Source organism: Sulfurovum xiamenensis (assembly GCF_030347995.1).
GTDB classification, from domain to species: Bacteria; Campylobacterota; Campylobacteria; order Campylobacterales; family Sulfurovaceae; genus Sulfurovum; species Sulfurovum xiamenensis.
The window spans coordinates 83,369-106,867 of the sequence record NZ_JAQIBC010000004.1; the positions used below are offsets into that span (position 1 = coordinate 83,369).

A 23,499-nucleotide genomic window follows, 5' to 3' on the forward strand; every position below is an offset into this window, starting at 1 on the left:
ATGAATAAAATACTTAAAATCACACTTTCGATAGTACTGTTTCTATTGCTCACTGTAACGGGCCTCTCTTTTTTCATTTTCAGTCAAAAAGGGAATGAGTTGTTAAAGCCCTATGTCAAAGAGACGTTAGAAGAGAATATAGGGTTACCTGTTGAGGTCAACAGATTCAAGCTGGATTCGGGGAGATCCACTCTGGAGTTTGTCATTAACAAACAGGCTTTTGTCAATGTAGCAACACAGCATAAGCTGTGGAGCCAGTCGTTTGAAGGGACCTATCAGATCAAAACAGACAGCTTTTCGTATGAGGAGATCAAGTTAAAAGAGGTAGATATTAAAGGAAACTTTAAAGGGGTTTCCGAAGATATCTATGTAGAGGGGAAAGGAAGGGCCCTTGGTGCAGCATTAGACTACCGCTTCAATCTCATCGATGAGATTGCACAGAAGATCATTGCCAACATGAAAGGGGCACACTTTTCAGAAGTCTTGCAGCTTGTAGGGTATCCTGCTTTGGCAGAAGGAAAGATAGATGTTGAGATCAATATGCCTAAGATCGGTGAAGAGGCAGCAAGCGGGTATGGGCATATTGTCCTGAACAGAGCCATATTCAATCGGGCATTGGTGAAAGAGCTCTATCACTATACCCTTCCTAAGAAAAGTTACGTAGAAGGAACAGTGGATGCCACACTGGAAGGCAAAAGTGCCCAATTGGTGGGTGATATACAAAGTAACCTCTTTGCCTTAGAGATCAAAGATGCCGTGATGGATATGGCTTCGGATGAAGCAAAAGCAGTCTACCGCCTGGATGTGAAAGATATGCGTATCTTGACAAAGAATCAACTGGCAGGCCCTTTCAAAGTAGAAGGGAAGTTAGAAAAGAAAGAGGAAGCCACGCTTGTGACTGGAACTAGCCGCTCTTTGGGAGGGGTGCTCGATTTTGCGTTGGGGGAAACCGCTCAGGTCACTTTAGAGAAACTTTCCCTGGAGAAGCTTCTTGCTTTTCTTAAACAGCCTGACTATGCAAAAGGTGAACTCAGCGGAAACCTGGTGTTCGATGAGTTGGAAGAGATGTCCGGGGCCTATAAGCTACAGGTCGATAAAGGGGTATTCAATCCTAAGGTTGTAGAAAAAATGGCAGGATACAAGATCCCCGAAGAGAATACATTTACTTTTGAATCCAAAGGGGAGATAGACAATGCACTGCTTAGCGGAAATGCAAGAGTCGAATCAACACTGACCAATATCACACTTCCTTCATTCGAATATGACCTGAAGCAAAATACTCTGGTCTCCGAGTACGATATCCTGGTCCATGATATCAATACATTGATCCCCAAGGCAAAGAATGGGAAAGCTACACCTGTCAGTGCCAAAGGCTCACTCAATCTTACGGATACACTGAGCATCTCCGGTGTAACGGAAGGATTGGGTAAAAAAGTCGCGTTTGCGTATGACAGCAAAACAGCCAAAGTAGAGATATCAGAGCTTTCTGTCGAGAAGGTACTTGCCTTGAGCGGATTACCTGTATACGTGAAAGGAACCATAGACAGTGATATAGACTTTACGAGCCTTGACCCTGAAGAAGGTACTTTCACTCTCAAAAGCAGCAAACTGGTAACCCAGCCCGATGCAATGAAAAAATTGACAGGCGAAGCATTCACTATGAATGCGGTCGTAGAGTCTTCAGGAACATTCAAAGAGGGCAAAGGAACGATCCATACAAAAGTGGAAAGTTCCGTGGGAGATATCACGTTTGACAATATGGTCTATGACGCGGAAAATCAAACCTTGAAAAGTGCGTATACTATCGACATTCCAAGTCTAAAGGAAGTGCAACCTCTGATTGGTAAAAAGTTCTATGGACCGCTTCTCTTGCAAGGGGAATTGTTTAAAGACAAAATCGTAAAAGTCACGGGTGCAACGACCTCTTTGGGAGGCAAGATCAACTATACCCTTAAAGGGGATGATCTCACCAGTACGATCAGCAGTGTACCTTTGGAAAATATTTTGGGAACGCTTGGACATAAGAGGAACTTTTTAGGATCCGCTTCAGGGAACGCAAACTATAACCTTAAGAAGAAATCAGGTGTAGTAGATCTGGATATCGCCTCATTCCAGATCAAACCAAATGATCTGACCAAGATGATAAGCTTGGCGATAGGAAAAGATCCTGCACGTGTGATCTTCTCGTCGACAAAGTTTCATGCAGATATAAACAAAAATATCATTGATTATACATTACATGCGATAGGGACAAGAAGCAGTATTGATATTACGCAGGGAAGAATGAATACGACCAATAATACCAATTCAGCCAGATTCTCATTCGTCTATGAAGAACACACGGTAAGAGGAAAGATCAAAGGGTCGGTCAATAGTCCAAAAATTACGATAGATACCTCTGCATTGATCAAGGATAAAATAGACGAAAAGGTACAGGAAAAACTTGATAAGGCATTGGGTGGTCAGGCCGCAGAATTTTTAAAAAGTCTGCCATTTTAATATGGTGGGATGCTTAAATTGATAATTACTCTCAATTTAATACTTTTTTAAGAGAAGGTAGACTATACTTCATCAAAATTTAGATAAGTGATAATTATTATCATTTATATAGGTTATAACACTCCATAAGGAAAATAGGTGGAAAAAATAACCATAGCATTGGCAGGACAGCCAAACGTAGGGAAAAGCTCACTCATTAATGCCATATCCAATGCCACACTGAAAGTAGGTAACTTTTCAGGTGTCACCGTAGATAAAACAGAAGTAGAATTTACATTTTGTGATGAGGTCAGCTGCAAGGACTATGAGATACATATCATTGACCTCCCGGGTGCATACTCCTTAACGGAATATACGATAGAAGAGAAAGTCACCAAGAGCTTTTTACAAAGTGATGAGTATGATATCATCGTTAATGTCGTGGACTCTACGAACCTTCAGAGAAATTTACTCTTTACCACACAACTGCTTGAAACGGGTAAGAAAGTGATCGTTGCCCTCAATATGGATGACGAGGCACGCAAAGAAGGCATTAGAATAGATGAAAAACAACTCTCTGCCATACTTGGGGTACCATGTATTAAAACCTCTGCTTCGCAAAAAGTAGGTATTGACGCGCTGAAAGCAGCTATTATTGAAGTGTATGAGAGAGAAGAGACAGGCTCAAAGGTTGTCTATAGTGACCCTATAGAAGAAGAGATAGAATCTATTGTTACCTTTTTAAAAGAGAAAAATTATAAAAGTACACTTCCTTATCGCCATCTGGCCGTAAGGTTACTGCAAGAAGATGCAGATGTGTATAAGAAAATGCACGATGAACCTATCTGGATAGAGATGCTGCCTATCGTAAGAGAAGCTTTGAACCATCTCTATCTGCACAATAACACCAAAGACTTGGATGAGATCTTCGCGGATGAACATTTTGCTTTTGCCAAAGGGGCAAAGATGGAAGTGATGTCTGTGGAAGGGATGAAAGCAAAAAATCTTACCCAGAAGATAGACAATCTTCTCATCAACAAGATCCTCGGTATACCGCTTTTCTTGTTTTTTATGTGGGGATTGTTTCAGCTTACGTTTGAGCTAGGCTCTGTACCTATGGATTATATTGATGCAGCTTTTGGTTGGCTTGGAGATCAGGCTAAATCGGTCTTGGGAGAGGGTGAATTAAGTTCCTTGATTGCAGATGGGATGATAGCCGGTGTAGGGGCAGTCATCATGTTCCTGCCTAATATTCTTATTCTCTTTGTGGGTATCGCATTACTTGAGACCACAGGCTATATGAGTCGGGTAGCCTTTTTGCTGGATGGATTTTTCCATAAGTTCGGGTTGCATGGTAAAAGTTTCATCCCTCTGGTCACAGGATTCGGATGTTCAGTACCTGCTTATATGGCAGCACGTACCCTTAAAAACGAGAAGGACAGGCTGATTACGCTCTTTATTATAGGTTTTATGAGTTGTGGTGCACGACTTCCTATTTATGTCTTGTTCGCAGGCGCATTTTTTGCACAAGAACAGGCAGGGAATATCTTGTTTGTTATCTATATTTCCGGTGCGATTCTGGGCTTAGTGGCAGCGAAAGTACTTAAAGTATTTGTCTTTAAAGGTGAAGATGAACCTTTTGTTATGGAGATGCCAAAGTATCGTATGCCCTCATTCAAACTCATTTGGCATACGGTGTATGGCCAGGCAAAATCTTATCTAAAAAAAGCGGGAACTTTCATCTTGGCAGCATCTGTACTGATCTGGTTCGCAAGTAACTATCCTAAAAATGAGATGCTTGAAACAGAGTATCAAACAAAGATAGCACAAGCAGCTCATGAGGATACAAGAAATCAACTCAGCAATGAGCTCTCCATGCTCCACTTGGAACAAAGCTACCTGGGAAAGATAGGACATGCTTCCGAACCATTCTTTGCGCCACTAGGATTTGACTGGCGTATGGCCGTAGCTTTGGAGACAGGATTGGCAGCCAAGGAAGTGGTTGTCTCTACACTGGGGGTATTGTATGCGCTTGGGGATGAGGTAGATGAAGGAAATGAAGGACTGATAGAGCAGATCAAGGCCAACATACCGTTTGCTGCGGCAATAGCATTTATCGTATTTGTGATGCTCTATCTGCCTTGTCTGGCTGCTTCTATGGTCTTTGCCAAAGAGGCAGGAGGGTGGAAGTATCTTGTCTATCTGTTCTTCATGACCACCGCTACAGCATGGATACTAAGTTTTATAGCGTACCGTGTGACGCTGATGATTACAGGAGTGTAAGATGGTATTGAGTGAATTACATAAAGGTGACAAAGCTGAGATCATAAAGGTCCATGCAGACAAGGCACTAAAAGACAGGCTGACCTCATTTGGAGTGATGCGTGGTGAAACACTTTTTGTCAAAGGGTGTTCTATTGCCAAGCAGACGATGGAGATAGAAGTAGGTTCAACACTTATCGCATTGCGTGCAGATGAAGCAGGCAAAATAGAAGTAGAACAAATAGAGAACTAACACTTAAGCTAAAAGATGAAAAAGAAAATAACCGGTTTTTTACTTTTAATTATGATAATGAGTATTAATATATATGCAGATACATTAAGTGATGTACTATCCAATGCCAAGTCTGACGGTATGGTTAGACTGGGGTATCAAAGCCATGAAACAGACAATGACACAGACACGGAATTTGCACTGGGAGTTAAACTGCACTTTGAAACAGCGCCCTATTACGTCCTACAGGCAGGTGCAACGCTTTTTACATCTCATGGTAATGGGAAAGAGGGTTTTGAAGGTATTGCTTTCTTTGATAAAAACAATGAAGATTATGCCATCCTGGGTGAAGTCTATCTGAAAGGTAAATTTTCAGACACTACACTTTTTTTTGGACGACAGAGTTTTGATACCCCTTTTTCGGATAGTGATGATATAGGAATGGTCCCCAATACATTTGAGGCTTTGACACTGCTCAATACCTCGCTCAAAGATACAACCATCTTTCTTTCACATGTACAAAAATGGTCAGGTGTTGACAGTGAAACACCTGGCACATTTAGCGATATCAATGACAATGCGGGCATGCAAATACTGGGTATAACCTATGAAGGTGTGAGTAAAATGATACTCTCCGGATGGTTCTATCATTTGAAAGATAGAGTGAAGATAAGCTATCTGGAAGCCAATTATGAAGATGAAACCGATAGGTTTACCTATGGTGCTGCACTCCAGTATAGTTTTCAGGACTATGATCACACAGAGAGCTCGACTGTTTACGGAGTCGCAGCATCTTTTGGTGTGAAGAAGGTAGGAGTTACAACGACCATCGCTTATAATAAAGTCCATGGTAGTGCGGCAGACAACTTTTTTGGCGGTGGACCGTTCTTCACCAATGCAGAGCATAATACTTTGAGAGAAGAAGGACCGGATGGAGAGACTATACTTTATGCCATCACGTGGGATGCATCTACCATAGGAGCAGAAGGATTAAACTTTATAGCCAATATAGATGCACATGCAGGAGAACAAAACCATGCGACGGAATATGACATTGGGATGAGATATGCATATAGTGATAGACTCAATTTTTCAGCCATTTACTCCGATGTCGAAAATGGAGATCTTGCTTTCCAAAATCTTAGGATGTTTGTAAATTACTATTTTTAGATCACACCTCTTTGGGATGAAAACTATTTTGGTATAATTTTTTGATATACTCATATCTGATCAAGATAGAATGGGAAGGTCAATGAAAAAAATTAAACAGAGAATAAGAGATCTATCTATACGCTTTGGACTTATGGCTGTTTTAATGTTTACCCAGGGTGCGAGTGCAAATACCCATTTGGAATTTCATGAAGCGGCATCAACAGTCATGATCAATTCACTGGAGACAGAACCTTCAAATAGTTTTTTAAAACAGCTCTATACACGGCTTTTCTTTGTACCTGTCTGGATAGATGAGAATTCTCTCTCTACCTTCAGTCAGGAACTTTTTAGGCAAATAAAGCAAGATAAAACCCTCGATATAACCTCCAGACTCTATCGGGATACCGTTGATCTGGAGAGAGAAGCCCAAGATATTTATGGCTTGAATGGGACATTGTCTCAAAAAGTAGACCTCGAATTTAAAATGTCACAACTCTATAAAGGGTATGCTGATTATACGCTATATGGCAGTATCAACTGGGGTGCATTTCAAGATAGGCTTTACAATCTGAAAGCAGAGGGAATCCATGCAGGATGGGTGACCTACAGACCCGGGTTTAGTCCACTTTCTCTGCTTGAAACGGCAGCAATGAGCGGTAGTTTATCGGAGTTGTTTGCCCAGTCAGTACCCAAAGAGTACCACTATAAAGCGCTTCAGGCATCACTCATCAAGTACCTGGAGATACAAAAAAATGGGGGATGGCCTATCATAGCGTTCAAAGGTGTGCTTAAGCCGGGTGAATCCCATGAGATTGTTCCCCTTTTAAGAAAAAGAGTACGTATCACAGGAGATTATGGCAGCTGTAACAGTAAGGAGGGGGATCTGTATGATAGCTGTTTAAAAGAGGCTGTTGTGCATTTTCAAAAGCGTCATGGTCTGGAAGCTGAAGGCATCATTGGTGCTAAGACCATGGCAGCACTGAATGTGCCGATCGAAAAGCGTATTGAACAGATACGTTTAAACCTTGACCGTATCAAATGGCTTCATGAACGCAATGCAAAACGGCACATTATTATCAATATCCCTGCATTTACACTCTTCTTTGAAGAAGATAAGGCCTTACGTCTGCAGATGAAAGTGATCACAGGAACAAGAAAAAATCCTACACCGGTCTTCTCCAATACGGTACGGACCATTGTGCTTAACCCGCATTGGAACGTACCTAAGAGCATTATCCAAAAAGAGATGATCCCTAAGATATTTAGAGATCCCAATGCCATGAAAAAAGAGAAGATAGAGATCTATACAGGCTGGGGAGAAGATGCGCAAAAAGTGGATGCAAGCTCTGTAAACTGGGGGCAATACCGTTACAGCAAAAACGTTCCCTATCGCTTTGCGCAGACACCGGGATATCATAATGCTCTGGGAAAAGTGAAATTTCTTTTTCCAAACCAGTTCTCTGTCTATATGCATGATACCCCGACAAAAAACCTTTTTAATCGCAATGTCAGAGCATTCAGTCACGGCTGCATCCGTCTTTCTAAACCCATAGAACTTTTGGAGACATTCTCTACGTTTAATGACACGATAGATTTTGAGAAGGCACAGGAGAGACTCAAGGGCAAAAGAAAAGAGTTTTTGGCTTTAACGCAGAGGGTTCCTGTGGATGTGGTGTATCTGACTGCCTATGTAGATTATGATGGCGTGCTGCAGTTTAGAGATGATATCTACGGTTATGACAAAATGCAACTTCAGTCTTATAGAAAATGGTAATGGCTTTTAAGTATGCTATCGCCCTTACAGGGAGTATCGCTACGGGAAAAAGTTCTACCGTAAAACTTCTTGAAGCTTCCGGGTTTCATATCATAGATGCCGACAAGATCGCCCATAAGATACTGGATGAACAGCATGAAGCGATAGCGGAGAGGTTTGGTGAAGCGTTGGTACATGAGGGGAAGGTAGACAGAAAGGCGTTGGGAGCCATTGTCTTTTCCGATAACACTCAACGTAAAGTACTTGAAGCTTTGCTCCATCCGCTGATCTATGATGAGATCGAGCGTCTTTCTATCGAACAGGACAAGCTAGGAAAGCCCTACTTTATAGATATTCCCCTCTTTTTTGAAAATGAACGATACCCTATAAAAAAATCGTTAGTGGTCTATACGACAGAAGAACAACAGCTTGAACGCCTTATGCAGAGGGAAGGGTATACGAAAGAAGAAGCACTCAATCGTATAAAGGCACAAATACCTGTAGAAGAAAAACGTAAACTTGCTACCTATGTTATAGATAATAGTGGTACACTTACACAATTAGAAAAAGAATGTGAACGGGTAAAAGAGGAGATATTGAATGACAGTGACTAAATATTCAGCCAGCGGTAACGATTTTGTAATGTTCGTGGCACAAAAAAAGGCCGATAGGTCAGAACTTGCCAAAAAACTCTGCCATAGGCAAAATGGTGTAGGGGCAGATGGTCTTGTAGTGGTATTGCCACATCCTGAGTATGACTTTGAATGGGAATTTTACAATGCAGATGGAAGTGTGGCAGATATGTGTGGTAATGCGAGCAGGGCGGTAGCGCACTTTGCGCTGGAAAAAGGTATTGCCAAAGACAATAAGGCTGAGTTCCTCACCGGTGCAGGTGTGATACGTGCCACCATTAATGGACTCTATGTGGTGAGTGATATGGTCCCGCCTGATATCATAAGTCAAGAGATAGAAGAGTATGGTGAAAATTGGTGGCTGATCAATTCGGGGGTGCCTCATCTTGTAGCCGTAAGAGACAATATAGATAAGTTCAATATCGAAGAGGCACGTGTTTTACGTCATAAATATAATGCAAATATAGATATCTGTACAGTGAAAGATGATGCCCTATATGTCCGTACCTATGAGCGTGGGGTGGAAGATGAAACCTTGGCCTGTGGGACTGGGATGGTCGCATGTTTTATACGTTGTCATAAAGAGGGTAAAGTTTCTGATAAGATGAAGGTGTATCCTACAAGCGGAGAGGAACTGTATGTAAGTTATGAAGAGGGTGTGTATAGATTTGGCGGCAAGGTAACTAAGACGTTTGTTGCTGAGACCCTGATATAATCAATCTGTTAGTTTAAAGAGGAAGTTATGAAATTTTTATCTATGTTTATCATCGCTACAGTCACTCTTTTTGCCAATGATTTCAATCAGGCGGTAGAAGACTATAACAATGGCGGTTACATCAAAGCTCTGAATACCTTTTATGCCTTGGCTAAAAAAGATGATGCAAAAGCACAGTACAATGTCGGGATTATCTATGCGAATGGAAAAGGTGTCCAGAAAGACCTTGACAAAGCTAAAAAATGGTATGAAAAAGCGGCAAAACAGGGCAATGGACCTGCACAGTACAATTTGGCACAACTCTATCATAGTGCCGGAGAGACAGATGCTCATGGATATGAAAAAGCACGATACTGGTATGAGAAAGCCGTAGAATCAGGTATTGTACAGGCCTATAACAATCTTGCTGCCTTGTATATGGAAGGCAAAGGGGTGAAGCAGGATCAGCAAAAGGCGTTTGAACTGTTTCAAAAAGCAGCGAGTATGGGTGACAATGCTGCACAGGTCAATGTAGCTGTACTCTATGCATGGGGAGAGGGTATCACGCATGATAAAATGAAAGCCTATGACAACTTTAAAAAAGCGTTGATTGCAGGGAAAAGCGAAGCAAGTGAGTATCTAGATAGACTCTGTTCGGAGAGCGCCTGGGTCTGTGAGGACTAAGTCGCCTCATTTTTAAGTATCTGTTGGCTATACTTTCAACCTGCAAAACATCTCTGTTTTGTTCAATGATCGCGTAACTCAGTTGGTAGAGTACTTCCTTGACATGGAAGAAGTCGTTGGTTCAAGTCCAATCGTGATCACCACTTACTTTTTTTATACCATTGATTATCCTCCAAAACTTTTCTTAACTTCACATCTTGATATTTATTTTGTATTACACAATATTATTTGATATAATGTGACGTTTTTATGCTATAGTTTCTATATCAAATTGATTTACAGGGGTTATTTTGGGACTATTTGACTTTCTCAAAACGAAAGATACAGTACCTTATGAAAAAATATATGAAGAGTTAAGTGCCTTTACTGAGGCCTCTCTTGCTATGCCCAAGATGAATAATCCCTTTTTGCTTGATGACAAGAACAAACATGCAATGATCTTTGGCTACTTTATGGGAGTGATGGATTATATCGCACAAACTTATCAACTCAACGAAAAAGATATACTCAAAATACGTACACACTATCTATTAAAAAACTTTACAGACAATGACATGGAGCAAGCACAAGAATTATTGAAATACTGTGATGACATAAGAGACACAGATGATGGCAGTAATTATGCGTTACGGGGAAAACTTGCAATGAAAAAATGGGTAGCAGGCGGTCCTATGGCTGCCTATGCACCAATGGGGCTGATAAAAATATTGAATGATTAAGGATGTGCCTGTGCGAAAAATCCGCCTCTTTCTTCCATTAATTTCTTTCTATCCAACTTTTGGCTATAATAGCCACATTTTTAACGCTGCATAGTAGGCGGCGATAACACAAAGGGTTAATTTGAGTGAAAATCTTATCGGTTATATAGATGACCAAGGCAATATTATTGATACACAGAGTGCAGGAGAAAACTGTACAGCAACACCTATAGAGTATGACAATTCCGAAGCTTCTTTAGAGATAGTACGTCACTCTACAGCGCACCTTATGGCCCAGGCTATCACAGAACTTTATCCTAACTCACAGTTCTTTGTCGGTCCTGTGGTAGATGAAGGTTTCTACTATGACTTCAGAGTCGATCAGCAGATAGGTGAGAATGATCTTAAAGCGATCGAAAAGAAGATGAAAGAGCTCATCAAGAAGAAGTACAAGATCGAAAAGTACGAAATGAGCAAAGCCGAAGCGATGGAAAAGTTTGCTGATGATGATCTGAAACAAAAGGTCATGTCTCGTATCGAAGATGATACGCTCTCTATCTATAAGCAGGGTGATTTTGAAGACCTCTGTCGTGGACCTCACGTACCGGCACTCCGTTTCTTGCATAACTTCAAACTGACACGTGTGGCAGGGGCATACCTTGGCGGTGATGAAAATGCAGAGATGCTGACACGTATCTACGGTGTGGCTTTTGCAGACAAAGAGACACTGAAAGCACACCTGGAGATGCTTGAAGAGGCTAAAAAGCGTGACCATAGAAAGATAGGTCATGAGATGGAACTCTTTATGTTCAATGACGCAGCAGGTCCAGGGCTTCCGTTCTGGATGCCAAAAGGTGCAAAACTCCGTTATAAGTTAGAGAGTATCCTGCACAAAGCACACCTTACACGCGGTTATGAACCTGTAAGAGGACCAGAGATCCTTAAGGCGGATATGTGGAGAATTTCCGGGCATTATGCATGTTACGGTGAAAATATGTACCTTACGACGATCGATGAACAGGAGTATGGGATCAAGCCGATGAACTGTTTAGGGCATATCCAAGTCTTTAAACAGACACCAAAAAGTTATCGTGATCTTCCGTTACGTTATTATGAGTATGGTGTAGTGCATCGTCATGAAAAGTCGGGTGTTCTACACGGGCTTCTACGTGTACGTGAATTTACGCAGGATGATGCACATATCTTCTGTGAACCAAACCAGATCGCTGCTGAGGTCCTTGACGTCGTAGAGTTTGTGGATTCAGTGATGAAACTCTTTGGATTTGAGTATACGATGGAAGTCGCAACCAAGCCGGAAAAAGCGATCGGTGATGATGATGTATGGGAATTGGCAACACAGGGTCTCAAAGATGCACTGAATGGCAATAATCTACCATTTACCATCGATGAAGGTGGGGGTGCATTTTATGGCCCTAAGATAGACATTAAGATCACGGATGCGATTGGACGTAAATGGCAGTGTGGTACGATACAGGTAGATTTCAATCTCCCTGAACGTTTTGAGGTTGAGTACGTTGGAGATGACAACACCCGTAAGAAACCGGTGATGATACACAGAGCGATCTTGGGATCATTTGAACGTTTCATTGGTATCCTTACGGAGCACTATGCCGGGGAGTTCCCTTTCTTCCTGGCTCCGGTACAGGTCATTTTTGTTCCTATCGCTGATACACATGCAGATTATGCCTATGCACTTAAGAAAAGATTGGTGCAAGAGGGAATGGATGCTGAAGTCTATGACAAAAATGATTCTCTTAACAAACGTGTACGTAACGCAGAAAAGCAGCGTGTGCCGTACGTAGTGATCATTGGTGATGAAGAAGTGGCAAATAAAACGGTCGCAATTCGTGACAGAAGAGCCAAAGAACAGTATAATCTTACGCAAGAAGAATTTATGGTAAAATTAACACAACAACTTCAAGAAGGTAAAATTTGAGTAAACAACACGATAGAAACAGAGGTAGAAAAAAAGCTGATGATGTCATCATGAATGATGCTATTAGGGTCAATGAACTTAGAGTACTAAGTGATGATGGCGAACAACTTGGTATCATTTCTAAGTCTGAAGCACTGCAAATAGCAGAAGAGAAAGGTTTAGATCTTGTTCTTATGTCTCCTGATGCTAAACCTCCTGTTGCTAAAATTATGGATTACGGCAAACATAAATACGAACTTGAGAAAAAGAAAAAAGAAGCAAAAAAGAAGCAAAAGACGATAGATGTCAAAGAGGTCAAGTTCTCTTGTAAAATCGCTGAAAATGACATCGCCTATAAAGTGAAACATGCCAGAGAGTTCCTGGAAAAAGGAAAGCATGTAAAACTTCGTGTGTTCCTTAGAGGACGTGAGATGGCAAACCCTGAATGGGGGGTAGATGTTCTTAACCGTGTCTGGCCTATGCTTGAAGATATCGGAAACCTGGAGAGTAAACCTACACAAGAGGGACGTTATATCAATATGTATGTAACCCCACTTAAAAAGTAACAATAGATTTATTACAATCTCTCAAAACCTAAAATACGCTAAACCTATTTTGGTTTGCGTTAATCTTTGTACGATTCGGAATTTAATTCCTCACATGCACTGAGCTTTAGCTCTTGATTTCATAATGCAGTTTTAACCCTTCACTTGTCATGATAAATCCAGAGATATTGATCTTCCCTTCATGTACCAGATTATGATGATATTTACATAGAGGGATGAGATTGTATTTGTGGTTTTTATGGAAGTGGTCTATCTGTCCTTCTTCATTTGCATGCTTCTGTTCAGCGATATGATGGACATCTTCTACACTCTCTTCACATAAGGCACACTTACTGAGGTAAAGGTCTTTATTGTATTTACTGCTTTTTTGTTTACGCAGTTTTTTAATGTCGCTTCCACTATTGTTCAGGTTTTCTCGTATGGTCTGTGCCATGTTGAGAAATTCACTGTCCATATGGAGCGATTTGGCAAATTCCAGTCCGTAAAGACTATCCCCCATACCTAACTGCAGTACACGGTTATAGATAAGGGTATCATTACTCTCATCATACTTGATCCCCAAATGCAGGAAGATAAGCTGTTTCATATTTTGAAGCTGAGGTATATTTCCTAACTGATGCAAGTGTGTAGCAAAGATAAAGGTCGATCTCAATGAAATAAGTTTGAGTATAGCACTTGAAACGATCGCAAGCGCAGATTCTGTTTCCGTCCCTTGGCTTATCTCATCCCCCAAGATCAAAGAGCGCTCATTCGCACGGTTAAAGATGTTTTTGAGCTCCATCATCTCCACGGCAAAGGTTGACAACCCTTTGTAAAGATTGTCTTGTGAAACGATGCGTGTAAAGAGTTTGTCATAGAGACCAAAACGAAGTTCCACCGCAGGTACAAAAAAACCGGCCTGTGCCAGTACCACTGAGATCCCTATACTTTTCATCAATGAGGATTTTCCTGAAGAGTTAATACCATACAGAAGCGTGCCTAGTACATCCTCTCCGTTACTGGCATTGAGGGTAATGTGATTGTGTGTGGTACCATTGTTTTGGCCTAAAAACACATCATTGGGCACATAGATCCCTCTTTCATCATTGGACTCGATAATAGGATGGCGCAGTGCTGTGGCCTCATAGAAATTACCCTCTTCTATGATCGGACGGGAGAGGTTCATCGTTTTGCTGCATTTTGCATTGGAGATCGCAACATCGATGTCAGCGATGAAGACTATCAGCTTGTCAAGCAGTAAAGAGAACCTGTTTTCAAGTAGATCAAGACTCTCTATATAGCGCTGTTTGACAAGGGACACAAGTTTGACCTGAGAGGCTTCATAGTTTCTTGTGATCTCTTCAAAAAGCGGTGCTTGTACTTTGACGGCATTTTTTAAATATTTATAGTGAAAGTCTTTAAAAAAGTGATGCTCGTTGTCAATGGTCACAAAGGACTCTTTGAGAGACTTTTCTATCAGGGTAAAACGGTTTTTTGTAAGGTTGAGAAAATACCCTTCGCTTTCAAGATAATTGACCGTTGTATATTTGGCAGTACCTGAGAATAGTTTGTCTTGGTCAAAGAGTGATTCAACATGTGCGGCTACATCTTCCATTTTGTTGACTTCTTTTTGTTGACTTTTGACAATGCTGTCAATCGCAGGATACACACCATCTTTAAACAGGTTGTCATTGATCTGTTCTATACGGAAGCGTGCACAGATATCCAGTTCAAACGTGTCATTTAATACTTTCCGCATCTCTTGTGTCTCATCATAGAGGTTACCCTCTATCTCAAGCCCATTGTTTTGAGCATCATCAAGCAGTTTCAGGATGGCGTCCAAGGACATAGCAATGTAGGTGAGTTCTACGGGATGCAATTTACGCAGTTTAATTCGCCGTGTAATACGCTCAAGGTCATAGATCTGCTTTAAGTGTGTCTCAAAACGATTGATGCTCGGCAGTAGCAGTTCTGTAAGATCATAGCGTTTTTCAAGTAATTCTTTATCGCAGATAGGGTTGAGCAATCGCTCTTTGAGAAGTCGTTTACCAAAAGCGGTGGACGTTTTGTCGATCAGGTCAAGCAACGTGATGTCAGAAGGATCACGAGAGATCACTGAAAGCTGTTCCATGGCATTGTTGCCTATATACATATAACGATTATTCCCCAGGAACTGGGGCTTATTCATCTTCTCTATGATACTCTCATCATGTTCGATGATAAAGTCGATCAGTACTGCCAAAGACTCCGTGGTATATGGGTGCCTTTCAAGGTCTAGATATTCAATGCTCGAAAGGAAAGAGTTGATGTTGAAGACTCGGGTAAAGAGTTCATTTTGAAATTGTATTTTAAAACGTTTTGTATTGAGAGAGTAGTGCAGAGACTCGAGCTCCAAATAGTGAATGATCCACTCTTTGTCTATCTCTTTGCTGTCCAGTGTAATGATCACCTCTGAAGTTGTATAGGTTTGCAAAAGGTTGAACGCTTCATCCAAAGCATAGGTTTTGTCATCTCGGGTGGAGTGTATCTCGTTACAGATGGTTTTACCCGTACTCACATCTATAGCAGCATAGCCTACAGAGAAGATACCGCTGTTTTCATCGATGAGCAGAGAGACGATGTTGTTCTCAGAGGGTTCACTCAGGTACTCAAAGTTTGTACCCGGAGAGATGATGTTGGAGACATAGCGTTTGATATTCGGCATCTCGCCTTTCTGTTTGACGACGATGATGGTATATTTTTTGGTAGAGATGAGTCGGGAGAGATAACGGTCCAATGAGACAGCAGGGACACCCGCAAGAAGAGGGTTTGAAACTGAGTTTTCCAACACAGCTTTGCTTTTGCGTGTGAGCTGTATGTTGAGGAGTTCGGCGATCTCTTTGGCCTTACCTACTTTCATCTCATCATTGTTGACTTCATAGACTTCGAAAAAAGTACCTATCTCCATTAGGACAAGGGCATCTTTCCCGTATTTTTCTTCAAAATGCAGTTGCAGATCAAAATAAACTTCTGTTAAAAGTTTCTTTTTTTGAGAAAGTATTTCGGTCACTCTATCCACTACGCCTGCCCTCATTTTTAATAGATAGATTCTATCACAAATAGGGTTAGAGATATCGGTAGTGAACGGATTTATAAATATTTTAGATAGTTTGGGTATAATACCGTCCCATTTTCTACTAAATGTACGTTTGGTCGAAAAAATCCATACGGGAGTAAGCATATGCCAAAAATGAAAAGTGTTAAAGGCGCTGTAAAGCGTTTTAAAGTGAAAAAAAGCGGCAAGATCAAAAGAGGTACGGCGTACAGAAGTCACATCCTTTCTAAAGTTGATGGTAAACATCACAGAAGTATGAGAAGTCCTAAGCACGTTGACCCTGCTGATGCAAAAAACATTAAAGAGATGATTAACTAATCATTCTTTGACAGAGACATTCCCCCGATTAGGGGCAAGTTCAAACAGAGAGAATGTTTGACACCTACTAAAACTGGCTTTTAAAAAGTTACAGTACAAGTCTAAGGTAAAGGAAAAACCATGAGAGTAAAAACTGGTGTTGTAAGACACAGACGTCATAAAAGACTATTAAAACAAGCTAGAGGGTTCTACAGCGGTAGAAGAAAACACTTCAGAAAAGCAAAAGAACAACTCGAGCGTTCATTAGTATATGCTTACAGAGATAGAAGACAAAAAAAGAGAGATTTCAGAAGACTCTGGATCGTTCGTATCAATGCAGCTACAAGATTAAATGGAATGAACTATTCAACATTCATGCATGGTCTTAAACTTGCAAATATCGAACTTGACAGAAAAATTCTTGCTGATATGGCAATGAATGCTCCTGAAAGTTTTACAAAAGTAGCGGAAGCTTCTAAAGCTGCGCTTGCTAAATAAGTCTTACTTGACTATTTCTTGAGGGGCTTTGGCCCCTCATCCCCTTTTTTAATATTTCCCTAAATTATCATCATTTTGTATTTCTTTATATTCCTTGTTTTATTTGTTGATGCAACAAATAGAAAAACGAACCAAAAAAAATGCAAAGGACTGTCGTTGGCTAAATGATAGTGTTATGGTTATGATTTTTTTGAGGAGTAAGGGCTTCCTCTTTTCAGAAGAGGGAGGAAATAATTCCTCTGGAAAAGCTTTTGGGCTAACCTCTTTGTGTTTTTCCTGAGAATCCGATGATCCCTGGACGTAGATTACATACATGTTCGAAACCCAGGCCTTTCATAGCGTGTTGTACCTGATAGCTTCTGCTTCCTGAGTGGCAGTAAACGATGATAGGTTCTTTTTTGAGGCCTGCGAGTTCTTCTTCTACTTTGGCATAGAATTGTGAGGTGGGTACAAGTTTGTCCGTTCCTACGATATGTTCCATTTGGTACTCCATGTATTCTCTTGTATCCACAAGGGTAAAATCGATCATACCCAGGTTTTTTGCTTCTATAAGTGCTTCAAGTTCATCTCCGTCAAGTTGTTCTTCTTTCAGAAGCGTTTCTGCTTGCTCTTTTGTTAAGCCACCTGAGTGTTGATGTACGACCTCTTCTATGGCATCGTGTTGTGCTTGTGCTTGAGCGTATTCCGGGGTACAGAATATCCCACAGTGACAGGTACCATCTTCAGGGATCTCTTTTTCCAGAGCAGGAGTACATGGGCAGATACGGTTGTCTGCTGATTTTTGTTCCTCTTTGGTCTCTCCTATCACCATAAAGCAAGGACAAAACCGCTTACCATAGATGAGTTTATTGCGTGCAAGCCCCATTGCCACACCTTCGTTGACCTCTTCATTGGGGTTTTGAACAAAACCGAACTGGTTGTTTACCTTCTCTACAAAGGTCCATGTCTTCTCCAATTCAGCTTGAAATTCATCTGAGTTCATATCTATCGGTTGCATTATATTCCTTTCATTGTCGTATTGGTATTGTTTGTCTCTAATGTTTTTGCCATTTCATCAAACTCTTCTACAAAAACCTGTATCTGTTTGCCCCAGTTTATCAGCATATCATGTGTTTTATTGAGGTCAATATGGATGTGTTGTTCATTGATCTCAATGCCGGCTTCTTTTGTTTCAACCATGCCTTTTTTCATATCATCAGAGAGTTTTTTCATTTGTTCACCCATTTTTTGATTCAATGCCCGAAAAAAATCTTTAGTCTTATTGGTATCTATGGTGATGGTTCCCTCTTCCATATGGATACCCATTTTATGAAGTTTGGATGCATTATTATCGGAGAAGTCTTTTTTTGCCTGTAGTTCTGCAAGCAGTTCTGCTCTAGCTTGTTGTGCTATTTTTGCATCACGTGCGGCTTGCTCTCTAGCTTGCTGTTCTTTGTCTTCACAGCCAGAAAAGAAGAGTAGTAGTATGAGACTGATAAGCAGATGTCGCATTAGTATCCTTCTTGAATTGATAGATACATTATACAAAGATTTATACAAGAAAGGTAAATCCCCTATACCCTGAGGTAGAGGAGACTTGAAAAAGAGGTATTATGTGTAGATTATTCCCCACATTTACCTTTGCCGCATTTACCTTTGACTGGTGCTTTTTTATCATTTTCACACTTGTCCCCGGATTTTTTGCCGCTATCACATTTTCCACTGTCACATTTTGTTTCAGTTTTTTTGCCGCTATCACATTTTCCACTGTCACATTTTGTTTCAGTTTTTTTACTGCTGTCACATTTACCACATTTCCCCTCTGCAGTTGCCAGTGTAAGTGTGAGTGCCATTGCTCCAAGTAGTATCANACTGCTGTCACATTTACCACATTTCCCCTCTGCAGTTGCCAGTGTAAGTGTGAGTGCCATTGCTCCAAGTAGTATCAGTAATTTTTTCATCGTTTTTCCTTTGTGTTATTGCTCTTCACCAAACAGAAGATGGTCTAAGCTAAATTTTCCGGCTCCAAATGAAGCGAATATGGCCAAAAACAGCATGTAATATAAAGGAATTTCAAATCCATTGTCTCCTGCAGAAAAGCCATGGCCTAAATGTACAGTAAGAATGGCAACAACCATCACTACAATAAGAGGAAGTGAGATAAGTCTTGTAAAAAGCCCCAATGTTAATAACACAACACCCAACAGTTCTGTACTGGCCGCCAGATAGGCATTCAACGTAGGGAAGGGTATACCCAGGGTACCAAACCAACTGGCAACACTAGACATGTCTGACCACTTTTGCATCGCTGGATTGTAAAAACCATAGGCTATAGTAAGTCTGGCCAAAAGTAAGGCAATGTCTTTTCCCTTACTTAATATATTTATGGTGAGAGGATAGATACCTTTTAGCATGTGTAACTCCTTTATATACAATTATGTTTGTTGTTACAGTTACAAGTATAGTATGAAAGATGTGTAAGGTGTGTGTATTATTCTGTTAAAGAAAAAGAAGCCTGTCCTCTTTTCCAGAGAACAGGAAGAAGAGATTAGTGGTCACCATCTTTCGTATCTGCATTAAACTTTTGTGCAGGTACTTCCGATTTTTGCATAGCACTATCACATTTCCCGGCTTCACACTTTGTCATAGATGCAGTGTTTGTCTCTTCTTTCTTTTCACATCCTGTAAAAAAGAGCAGGGACAAGCTTATGAGTGTCCCAAAGAGTAATTTTATCATCGTCCTATCCTTTACAATAATGGTGTCATGGAGTGAAACATAAGTGTATTCTGTAATGTATCTCTAACTCTTAGAATCACTCAATCCAAACAGAGAGTGGTCATTTTTATTAACCACATTTCTTACTGGCATCACATTTTGTTGTCACAGCTTTTGATTTGTCACCAGAACATTTTGTTGCTCCTTCACATTTAGTACTTGCTGAACATTTAGCCTCTGCTTCCGCACTGTCATTCTTTGTACAGCCGGTAAAAGCAAGCATTGACAAACCTATGAATGCACTAACAATGAAATTTTTCATCGGTATCTCCTTATATTTTTTTGACAGTTGCAGTATAATATAGAACTTGTGTAAGGTATGTGTAGTCTGTTGCACCCGAAGTGCACAAATGGGTGGCTATAATAAAAAAATCAATGTAAAGACAGCGTAATGAAAAGAAGAAAATTTCTCATATTTGGCTCCGTTCTGGGACTCTCTCCCTATATACAGGCAAAAGGGGTCAGTGAGTTTGAGAAAACATTTAAAAAGGTAGCACCGACTCTCTTGGCAGTACAGGATCATCTATTCCCTGAAGGAAGCAAGCTCCCCTCGGCAAAATCCATGAATACCATACAATTCTTGTTTGAAACCATGATGCATGAGAGTTTTGATAGAGATATCAAAGCATTTGTCATTGAGGGAGCAAAAGAACTGGAGAAACGCGAAAAAGGAAGCTTCCTGTCTATGACAGCTCAGGAGAAAGAAAGGGCCCTGCGTGCGTATGAGGAGACGCGCTATGGACGTAATTGGCTGTCCCATATCATGACACTGACCATGGAGGGACTCTTTAGCGATCCTATCTATGGCTCGAACATTAAAGAAGCAGGGTGGGAAGCGATCTCCTCGTATAGTGGTCTCCCTAGACCTACATCAAGGTATATAGCGTTATGAGTATGTATGATGTTGTCATCGTAGGCTCAGGAGCCAGTGGGGGTGCTGTGGCCTATACTTTATGTCAAGCAGGATACAAAGTAGCCGTGCTAGAGAAAGGCCGGCTCATCAAACGTGAAGAGTTCTCTAAAGATGAGTTGGCTTACTGTAGAAGAGATCTGGTCACGCCCAATCTGTTTGATGAGTATCATACCATAGAAGAAAAAGTAGATGGTGAATGGGTAACGACACCTACGTATGAATCGGGTTGGAGTTTTTGGAACGGGAACATTGTGGGAGGATCTTCCAATCTGATGTCCGGTATGCTGCACCGTATGCATCCTGATGATTTTAGACTGAAGAGTAAATATGGAGAGATAGAAGGGGCCAATGTGGTGGATTGGCCCATCTCCTATGAAGAGTTGGAACCCTATTATACGCTCACAGAAGAGTTGGTAGGCATTTCCGGTAAAGTCGAGAAACATCCCTTTGAGCCACCCCGGAGTACAGCAGATTTTACACAGCCTCCGACCAAAGAAAATGCAGTCGTAAAACTCTTTGACAAAAGTTGTCAAGCACTTGACATTACACCGCTTGTCACACCAAGAGCGGTACTCTCAAAAGATAAACCCGGACGTGATGCCTGTTATTACTCAAACCGCTGCGGAAGCTATGGGTGCAGCTCCGGTGCTAAGGGAAGTTCAAGAGAGGCACTCTTAAAACCCGCTTTAGCCACGGGGAACCTGACCTTGATGAGCAATACTTATGTGAAGTATCTGCATACAGATACAAAAGATGAGGTAGATCATGCGGTAGTCGTTGACACGGTTACAGGTAAAGAGAAAAAGATTCAAGGAAAGATCTTTGTTGTGGCTGCACAGGCACATGAGAGTGCAAGACTTTTGCTCAATTCAGCCAATGCACATCATCCTAAGGGATTGGGAAACAGTAGTGGAGAAGTAGGAAAGAATCTCATTTTCTCCGGAGGAGGTTCCGGTCAGGGAGAACTCCATAAGGATTCTTTGAAAGAGATAAAATTTGAAGATTTGATGACAACAGGGCTTTTTGTTAATCGCTCTATCCTGGATTGGTATTTTATAGACCATTGGTGGGACGGTAAATTTAAAGGAGGGTCTGTTGAGTTTATGTTTGAACATCAAAACATCATCAGCCGTGCTCGGAAAGATAACTATAAAGACGGTAAGCTTGTGTGGGGTAAAGAGTTGGGTGAACGTGTAGTTTCCCGCTTTACAGAGCAAAAAAGTATACGTTTTGAAGTCTTTAATGACTGGCTTCCGAACGACAACTGTTTTGTCTCATTAGATCCTGTACATAAAGACAAGTTTGGTATGCCTGTAGGTAAATTGCGTATGGAAGGACATCCGCAAGATTTGAAGGTGGGAAATTATATTGCAAAGAAGTGTGAAAAGATACTTGAAGAGATGGGCGCCAAGAATATATACTCTGCTATCTCATCGACACCCCCGCAGAACCTGGTTGCCGGAGGGTGCCGTTTTGGCAATGATCCCAAGACATCCGTACTGAACAAATATTGCCGATCTCATGATGTGAAGAACCTTTATGTAGCCGATGCCAGTTTTATGCCCACAGGGGGTTCTGTAGCGTATACTTGGACCATTTATGCCAATGCATTCAGGGTAGCCGATCACATTGTGGACGTATTGAAAAAGCGAGCATCATATCAAGTATAGATCTCTTTTCTGAGTACGAAAGGGATAACAGGTTAAGCTTGATTTAAAAGCACGTTTATTTTTTATTAATCATATATAGCTACAATCTATCAAATATTTCATAAGTATCAATTTTTATCATTTTTACTTATAATTTTATGATGTAGGAGAATCCATTGTACAGACTTTATGCGTTACTATTTGCCTTATCTCTCACCACGATGACAGCTACAGCCTCTACCCACACAGCGAAACAAATGGTTAAATATACTATTAAAAAAGGGGATACCCTCTCTTCTATCGCACATAAACATCATACAACCATCGCAAAAGTAAGAAAGACAAATGGACTTAAAAAGGGTGCTGTCCTGAGGATAGGCAAGGTCTTGAATGTACCAACAAATGGTAAAGTCCTTTATACAAAAACATCTGAAAAACCGGTGAAATATGTGACAAAAAAAGGAGATACTCTCTCTTCCATAGCCCTTAAACATCATACCTCTGTGACAAAAATAAGAAAAGCCAATGCACTTAGAAAAAGTCAAATACTTAAAATTGGAAAGGTTCTGCATATCCCCCAAACTCAAAAGACGTATAAAGTGGTGAAAGTAAAGCAACCAACTTCAGATAAAAAGTTGGTGGCATCACTTTCTCGCCTCGATACGATCAGTTTAGAGAAAGAAAAGAAAGAAACCCCGAAAACATTTTCCTTCACTGATATTTTTACAAACAAGAAAGACAAAGACGATGATAAATGTCAGAGAATCACGTCCCTGGCAAAAACAAAGTTGGGAAAAAAATATGTATGGGGAGCAAGCGGTAATAAAAATACCTATGACTGTTCGAGTTTTACAAAGTTTGTTTATAAAAATATCGGTATTGATATCCCGCGTACTTCGATCAGGCAGTCAAAGTTTGGGAAATTCGTGAAAAGAAGTGAGTTGCAAAAAGGAGACCTGATCTTCTTTGATACGTCTAAAAAACGTAGAGGGTATGTGAATCATGTAGGAATTTATCTTGGAGATAATAAGTTCATTCATGCTTCATCTGCGAAGAAAAAAGTTGTGATCACAAGTCTTGATAAAAAGTTTTATAGCAACAGATACAAAGGTGCAAGACGACCATCTTAATAGTTCGTCCTCTTCTTGATGAGGGGTATGTACTCCTCATAACCCTTCGAGTGAATAAAATCTATCTATAAAAATAGGAACCTGGTGGATCAGTATA

22 protein-coding genes and 1 tRNA gene are annotated in these 23,499 nt (G+C 40.7%); 17 read left to right on the forward strand and 6 right to left on the reverse strand.

What is annotated here, in order from left to right; genetic code table 11:
* The 12 genes from PF327_RS07705 to infC all read left to right on the forward strand — a co-directional run bounded on the left by PF327_RS07705 (position 1) and on the right by infC (position 13,087).
* The gene (locus tag PF327_RS07705; RefSeq protein WP_289402019.1) at positions 1–2,499 is read left to right on the forward strand and encodes a hypothetical protein; all 2,499 of its coding nucleotides are present in this window, start codon (positions 1–3) and stop codon (positions 2,497–2,499) included.
* Positions 2,500–2,637: 138 nt separating this feature from the next.
* The gene (gene feoB / locus PF327_RS07710; RefSeq protein ID WP_289402020.1) at positions 2,638–4,761 is read left to right on the forward strand and encodes a ferrous iron transport protein B; all 2,124 of its coding nucleotides are present in this window, start codon (positions 2,638–2,640) and stop codon (positions 4,759–4,761) included.
* A gap of 1 nt (position 4,762) precedes the next feature.
* Positions 4,763–4,993 carry a FeoA family protein gene (locus PF327_RS07715; protein WP_008244956.1) on the forward strand — a complete coding sequence of 77 codons (231 nt, stop codon included), beginning with the start codon at positions 4,763–4,765 and terminating at the stop codon, positions 4,991–4,993.
* A 57-nt stretch (positions 4,994–5,050) separates the two neighbouring features.
* Entirely contained in the window at positions 5,051–6,142 is a 1,092-nt protein-coding gene (locus PF327_RS07720) for an OprD family outer membrane porin (protein ID WP_289402021.1), read from the forward strand.
* Between the two features lie 82 nt (positions 6,143–6,224).
* Entirely contained in the window at positions 6,225–7,898 is a 1,674-nt protein-coding gene (locus PF327_RS07725) for a L,D-transpeptidase family protein (RefSeq protein WP_289402023.1), read from the forward strand.
* Positions 7,898–8,491 carry a dephospho-CoA kinase gene (gene coaE, locus PF327_RS07730; protein WP_289402024.1) on the forward strand — a complete coding sequence of 198 codons (594 nt, stop codon included), beginning with the start codon at positions 7,898–7,900 and terminating at the stop codon, positions 8,489–8,491. The genes PF327_RS07725 and coaE overlap by 1 nt, the downstream gene beginning before the upstream one ends.
* Positions 8,478–9,224 (forward strand): diaminopimelate epimerase, encoded by a 747-nt coding sequence (gene dapF, locus PF327_RS07735; protein ID WP_289402025.1) that lies wholly within the window; start codon positions 8,478–8,480, stop codon positions 9,222–9,224. Before coaE ends, dapF begins: the two co-directional genes overlap by 14 nt.
* A 27-nt stretch (positions 9,225–9,251) precedes the next feature.
* Positions 9,252–9,887 carry a tetratricopeptide repeat protein gene (locus PF327_RS07740; protein WP_289402026.1) on the forward strand — a complete coding sequence of 212 codons (636 nt, stop codon included), beginning with the start codon at positions 9,252–9,254 and terminating at the stop codon, positions 9,885–9,887.
* 67 nt (positions 9,888–9,954) lie between these two features.
* Positions 9,955–10,030: transfer RNA gene (locus PF327_RS07745), tRNA-Val, on the forward strand.
* 147 nt (positions 10,031–10,177) lie between these two features.
* On the forward strand, positions 10,178–10,606 hold the full coding sequence (locus tag PF327_RS07750; protein WP_289402027.1) for a hypothetical protein: 429 nt from the start codon (positions 10,178–10,180) through the stop codon (positions 10,604–10,606).
* A 121-nt stretch (positions 10,607–10,727) separates the two neighbouring features.
* Entirely contained in the window at positions 10,728–12,542 is a 1,815-nt protein-coding gene (gene thrS / locus PF327_RS07755) for a threonine--tRNA ligase (RefSeq protein WP_289402028.1), read from the forward strand.
* Positions 12,539–13,087 (forward strand): translation initiation factor IF-3, encoded by a 549-nt coding sequence (infC, locus tag PF327_RS07760; protein WP_289402029.1) that lies wholly within the window; start codon positions 12,539–12,541, stop codon positions 13,085–13,087. Before thrS ends, infC begins: the two co-directional genes overlap by 4 nt.
* Before the next feature lie 106 nt (positions 13,088–13,193).
* On the opposite strand, the gene PF327_RS07765 is transcribed toward infC, so the two are convergent.
* The gene (locus PF327_RS07765) at positions 13,194–16,124 is read right to left on the reverse strand and encodes a MutS-related protein (RefSeq protein ID WP_289402030.1); all 2,931 of its coding nucleotides are present in this window, start codon (positions 16,122–16,124) and stop codon (positions 13,194–13,196) included.
* A 162-nt stretch (positions 16,125–16,286) separates the two neighbouring features.
* On the opposite strand from PF327_RS07765, the gene rpmI reads away from it, so the two are divergent.
* Positions 16,287–16,478, forward strand: coding sequence for a 50S ribosomal protein L35 (gene rpmI / locus PF327_RS07770; protein WP_008244941.1), 192 nt, complete (start codon positions 16,287–16,289; stop codon positions 16,476–16,478).
* Positions 16,479–16,598: 120 nt separating this feature from the next.
* On the forward strand, positions 16,599–16,955 hold the full coding sequence (gene rplT, locus PF327_RS07775) for a 50S ribosomal protein L20 (protein ID WP_008244940.1): 357 nt from the start codon (positions 16,599–16,601) through the stop codon (positions 16,953–16,955).
* A 256-nt stretch (positions 16,956–17,211) separates the two neighbouring features.
* Here the strand turns inward: rplT and PF327_RS07780 are convergent, their stop codons facing one another.
* The 5 genes from PF327_RS07780 to PF327_RS07800 form a co-directional block, all read right to left on the reverse strand.
* On the reverse strand, positions 17,212–17,952 hold the full coding sequence (locus PF327_RS07780) for a ferredoxin-thioredoxin reductase catalytic domain-containing protein (protein WP_289402031.1): 741 nt from the start codon (positions 17,950–17,952) through the stop codon (positions 17,212–17,214).
* Complete coding sequence (locus PF327_RS07785; protein ID WP_289402032.1) at positions 17,952–18,446, reverse strand: hypothetical protein; 495 nt, start codon at positions 18,444–18,446, stop codon at positions 17,952–17,954. The genes PF327_RS07780 and PF327_RS07785 overlap by 1 nt, the downstream gene beginning before the upstream one ends.
* 464 nt (positions 18,447–18,910) lie before the next feature.
* Positions 18,911–19,348, reverse strand: coding sequence for an HvfX family Cu-binding RiPP maturation protein (locus PF327_RS07790; protein WP_289402033.1), 438 nt, complete (start codon positions 19,346–19,348; stop codon positions 18,911–18,913).
* Between the two features lie 134 nt (positions 19,349–19,482).
* The gene (locus PF327_RS07795) at positions 19,483–19,671 is read right to left on the reverse strand and encodes a hypothetical protein (RefSeq protein WP_289402034.1); all 189 of its coding nucleotides are present in this window, start codon (positions 19,669–19,671) and stop codon (positions 19,483–19,485) included.
* 109 nt (positions 19,672–19,780) lie between these two features.
* Positions 19,781–19,972, reverse strand: coding sequence for a hypothetical protein (locus tag PF327_RS07800; RefSeq protein ID WP_289402035.1), 192 nt, complete (start codon positions 19,970–19,972; stop codon positions 19,781–19,783).
* 129 nt (positions 19,973–20,101) lie between these two features.
* Between PF327_RS07800 and PF327_RS07805 the strand changes: the two genes are divergently transcribed.
* The 3 genes from PF327_RS07805 to PF327_RS07815 all read left to right on the forward strand — a co-directional run bounded on the left by PF327_RS07805 (position 20,102) and on the right by PF327_RS07815 (position 23,402).
* Entirely contained in the window at positions 20,102–20,602 is a 501-nt protein-coding gene (locus PF327_RS07805; protein WP_289402036.1) for a gluconate 2-dehydrogenase subunit 3 family protein, read from the forward strand.
* Positions 20,599–22,293 carry a GMC family oxidoreductase gene (locus PF327_RS07810; protein ID WP_289402037.1) on the forward strand — a complete coding sequence of 565 codons (1,695 nt, stop codon included), beginning with the start codon at positions 20,599–20,601 and terminating at the stop codon, positions 22,291–22,293. The genes PF327_RS07805 and PF327_RS07810 overlap by 4 nt, the downstream gene beginning before the upstream one ends.
* A 155-nt stretch (positions 22,294–22,448) precedes the next feature.
* Positions 22,449–23,402 (forward strand): C40 family peptidase, encoded by a 954-nt coding sequence (locus tag PF327_RS07815; RefSeq protein WP_289402038.1) that lies wholly within the window; start codon positions 22,449–22,451, stop codon positions 23,400–23,402.
* Positions 23,403–23,499: the final 97 nt, after the last annotated feature.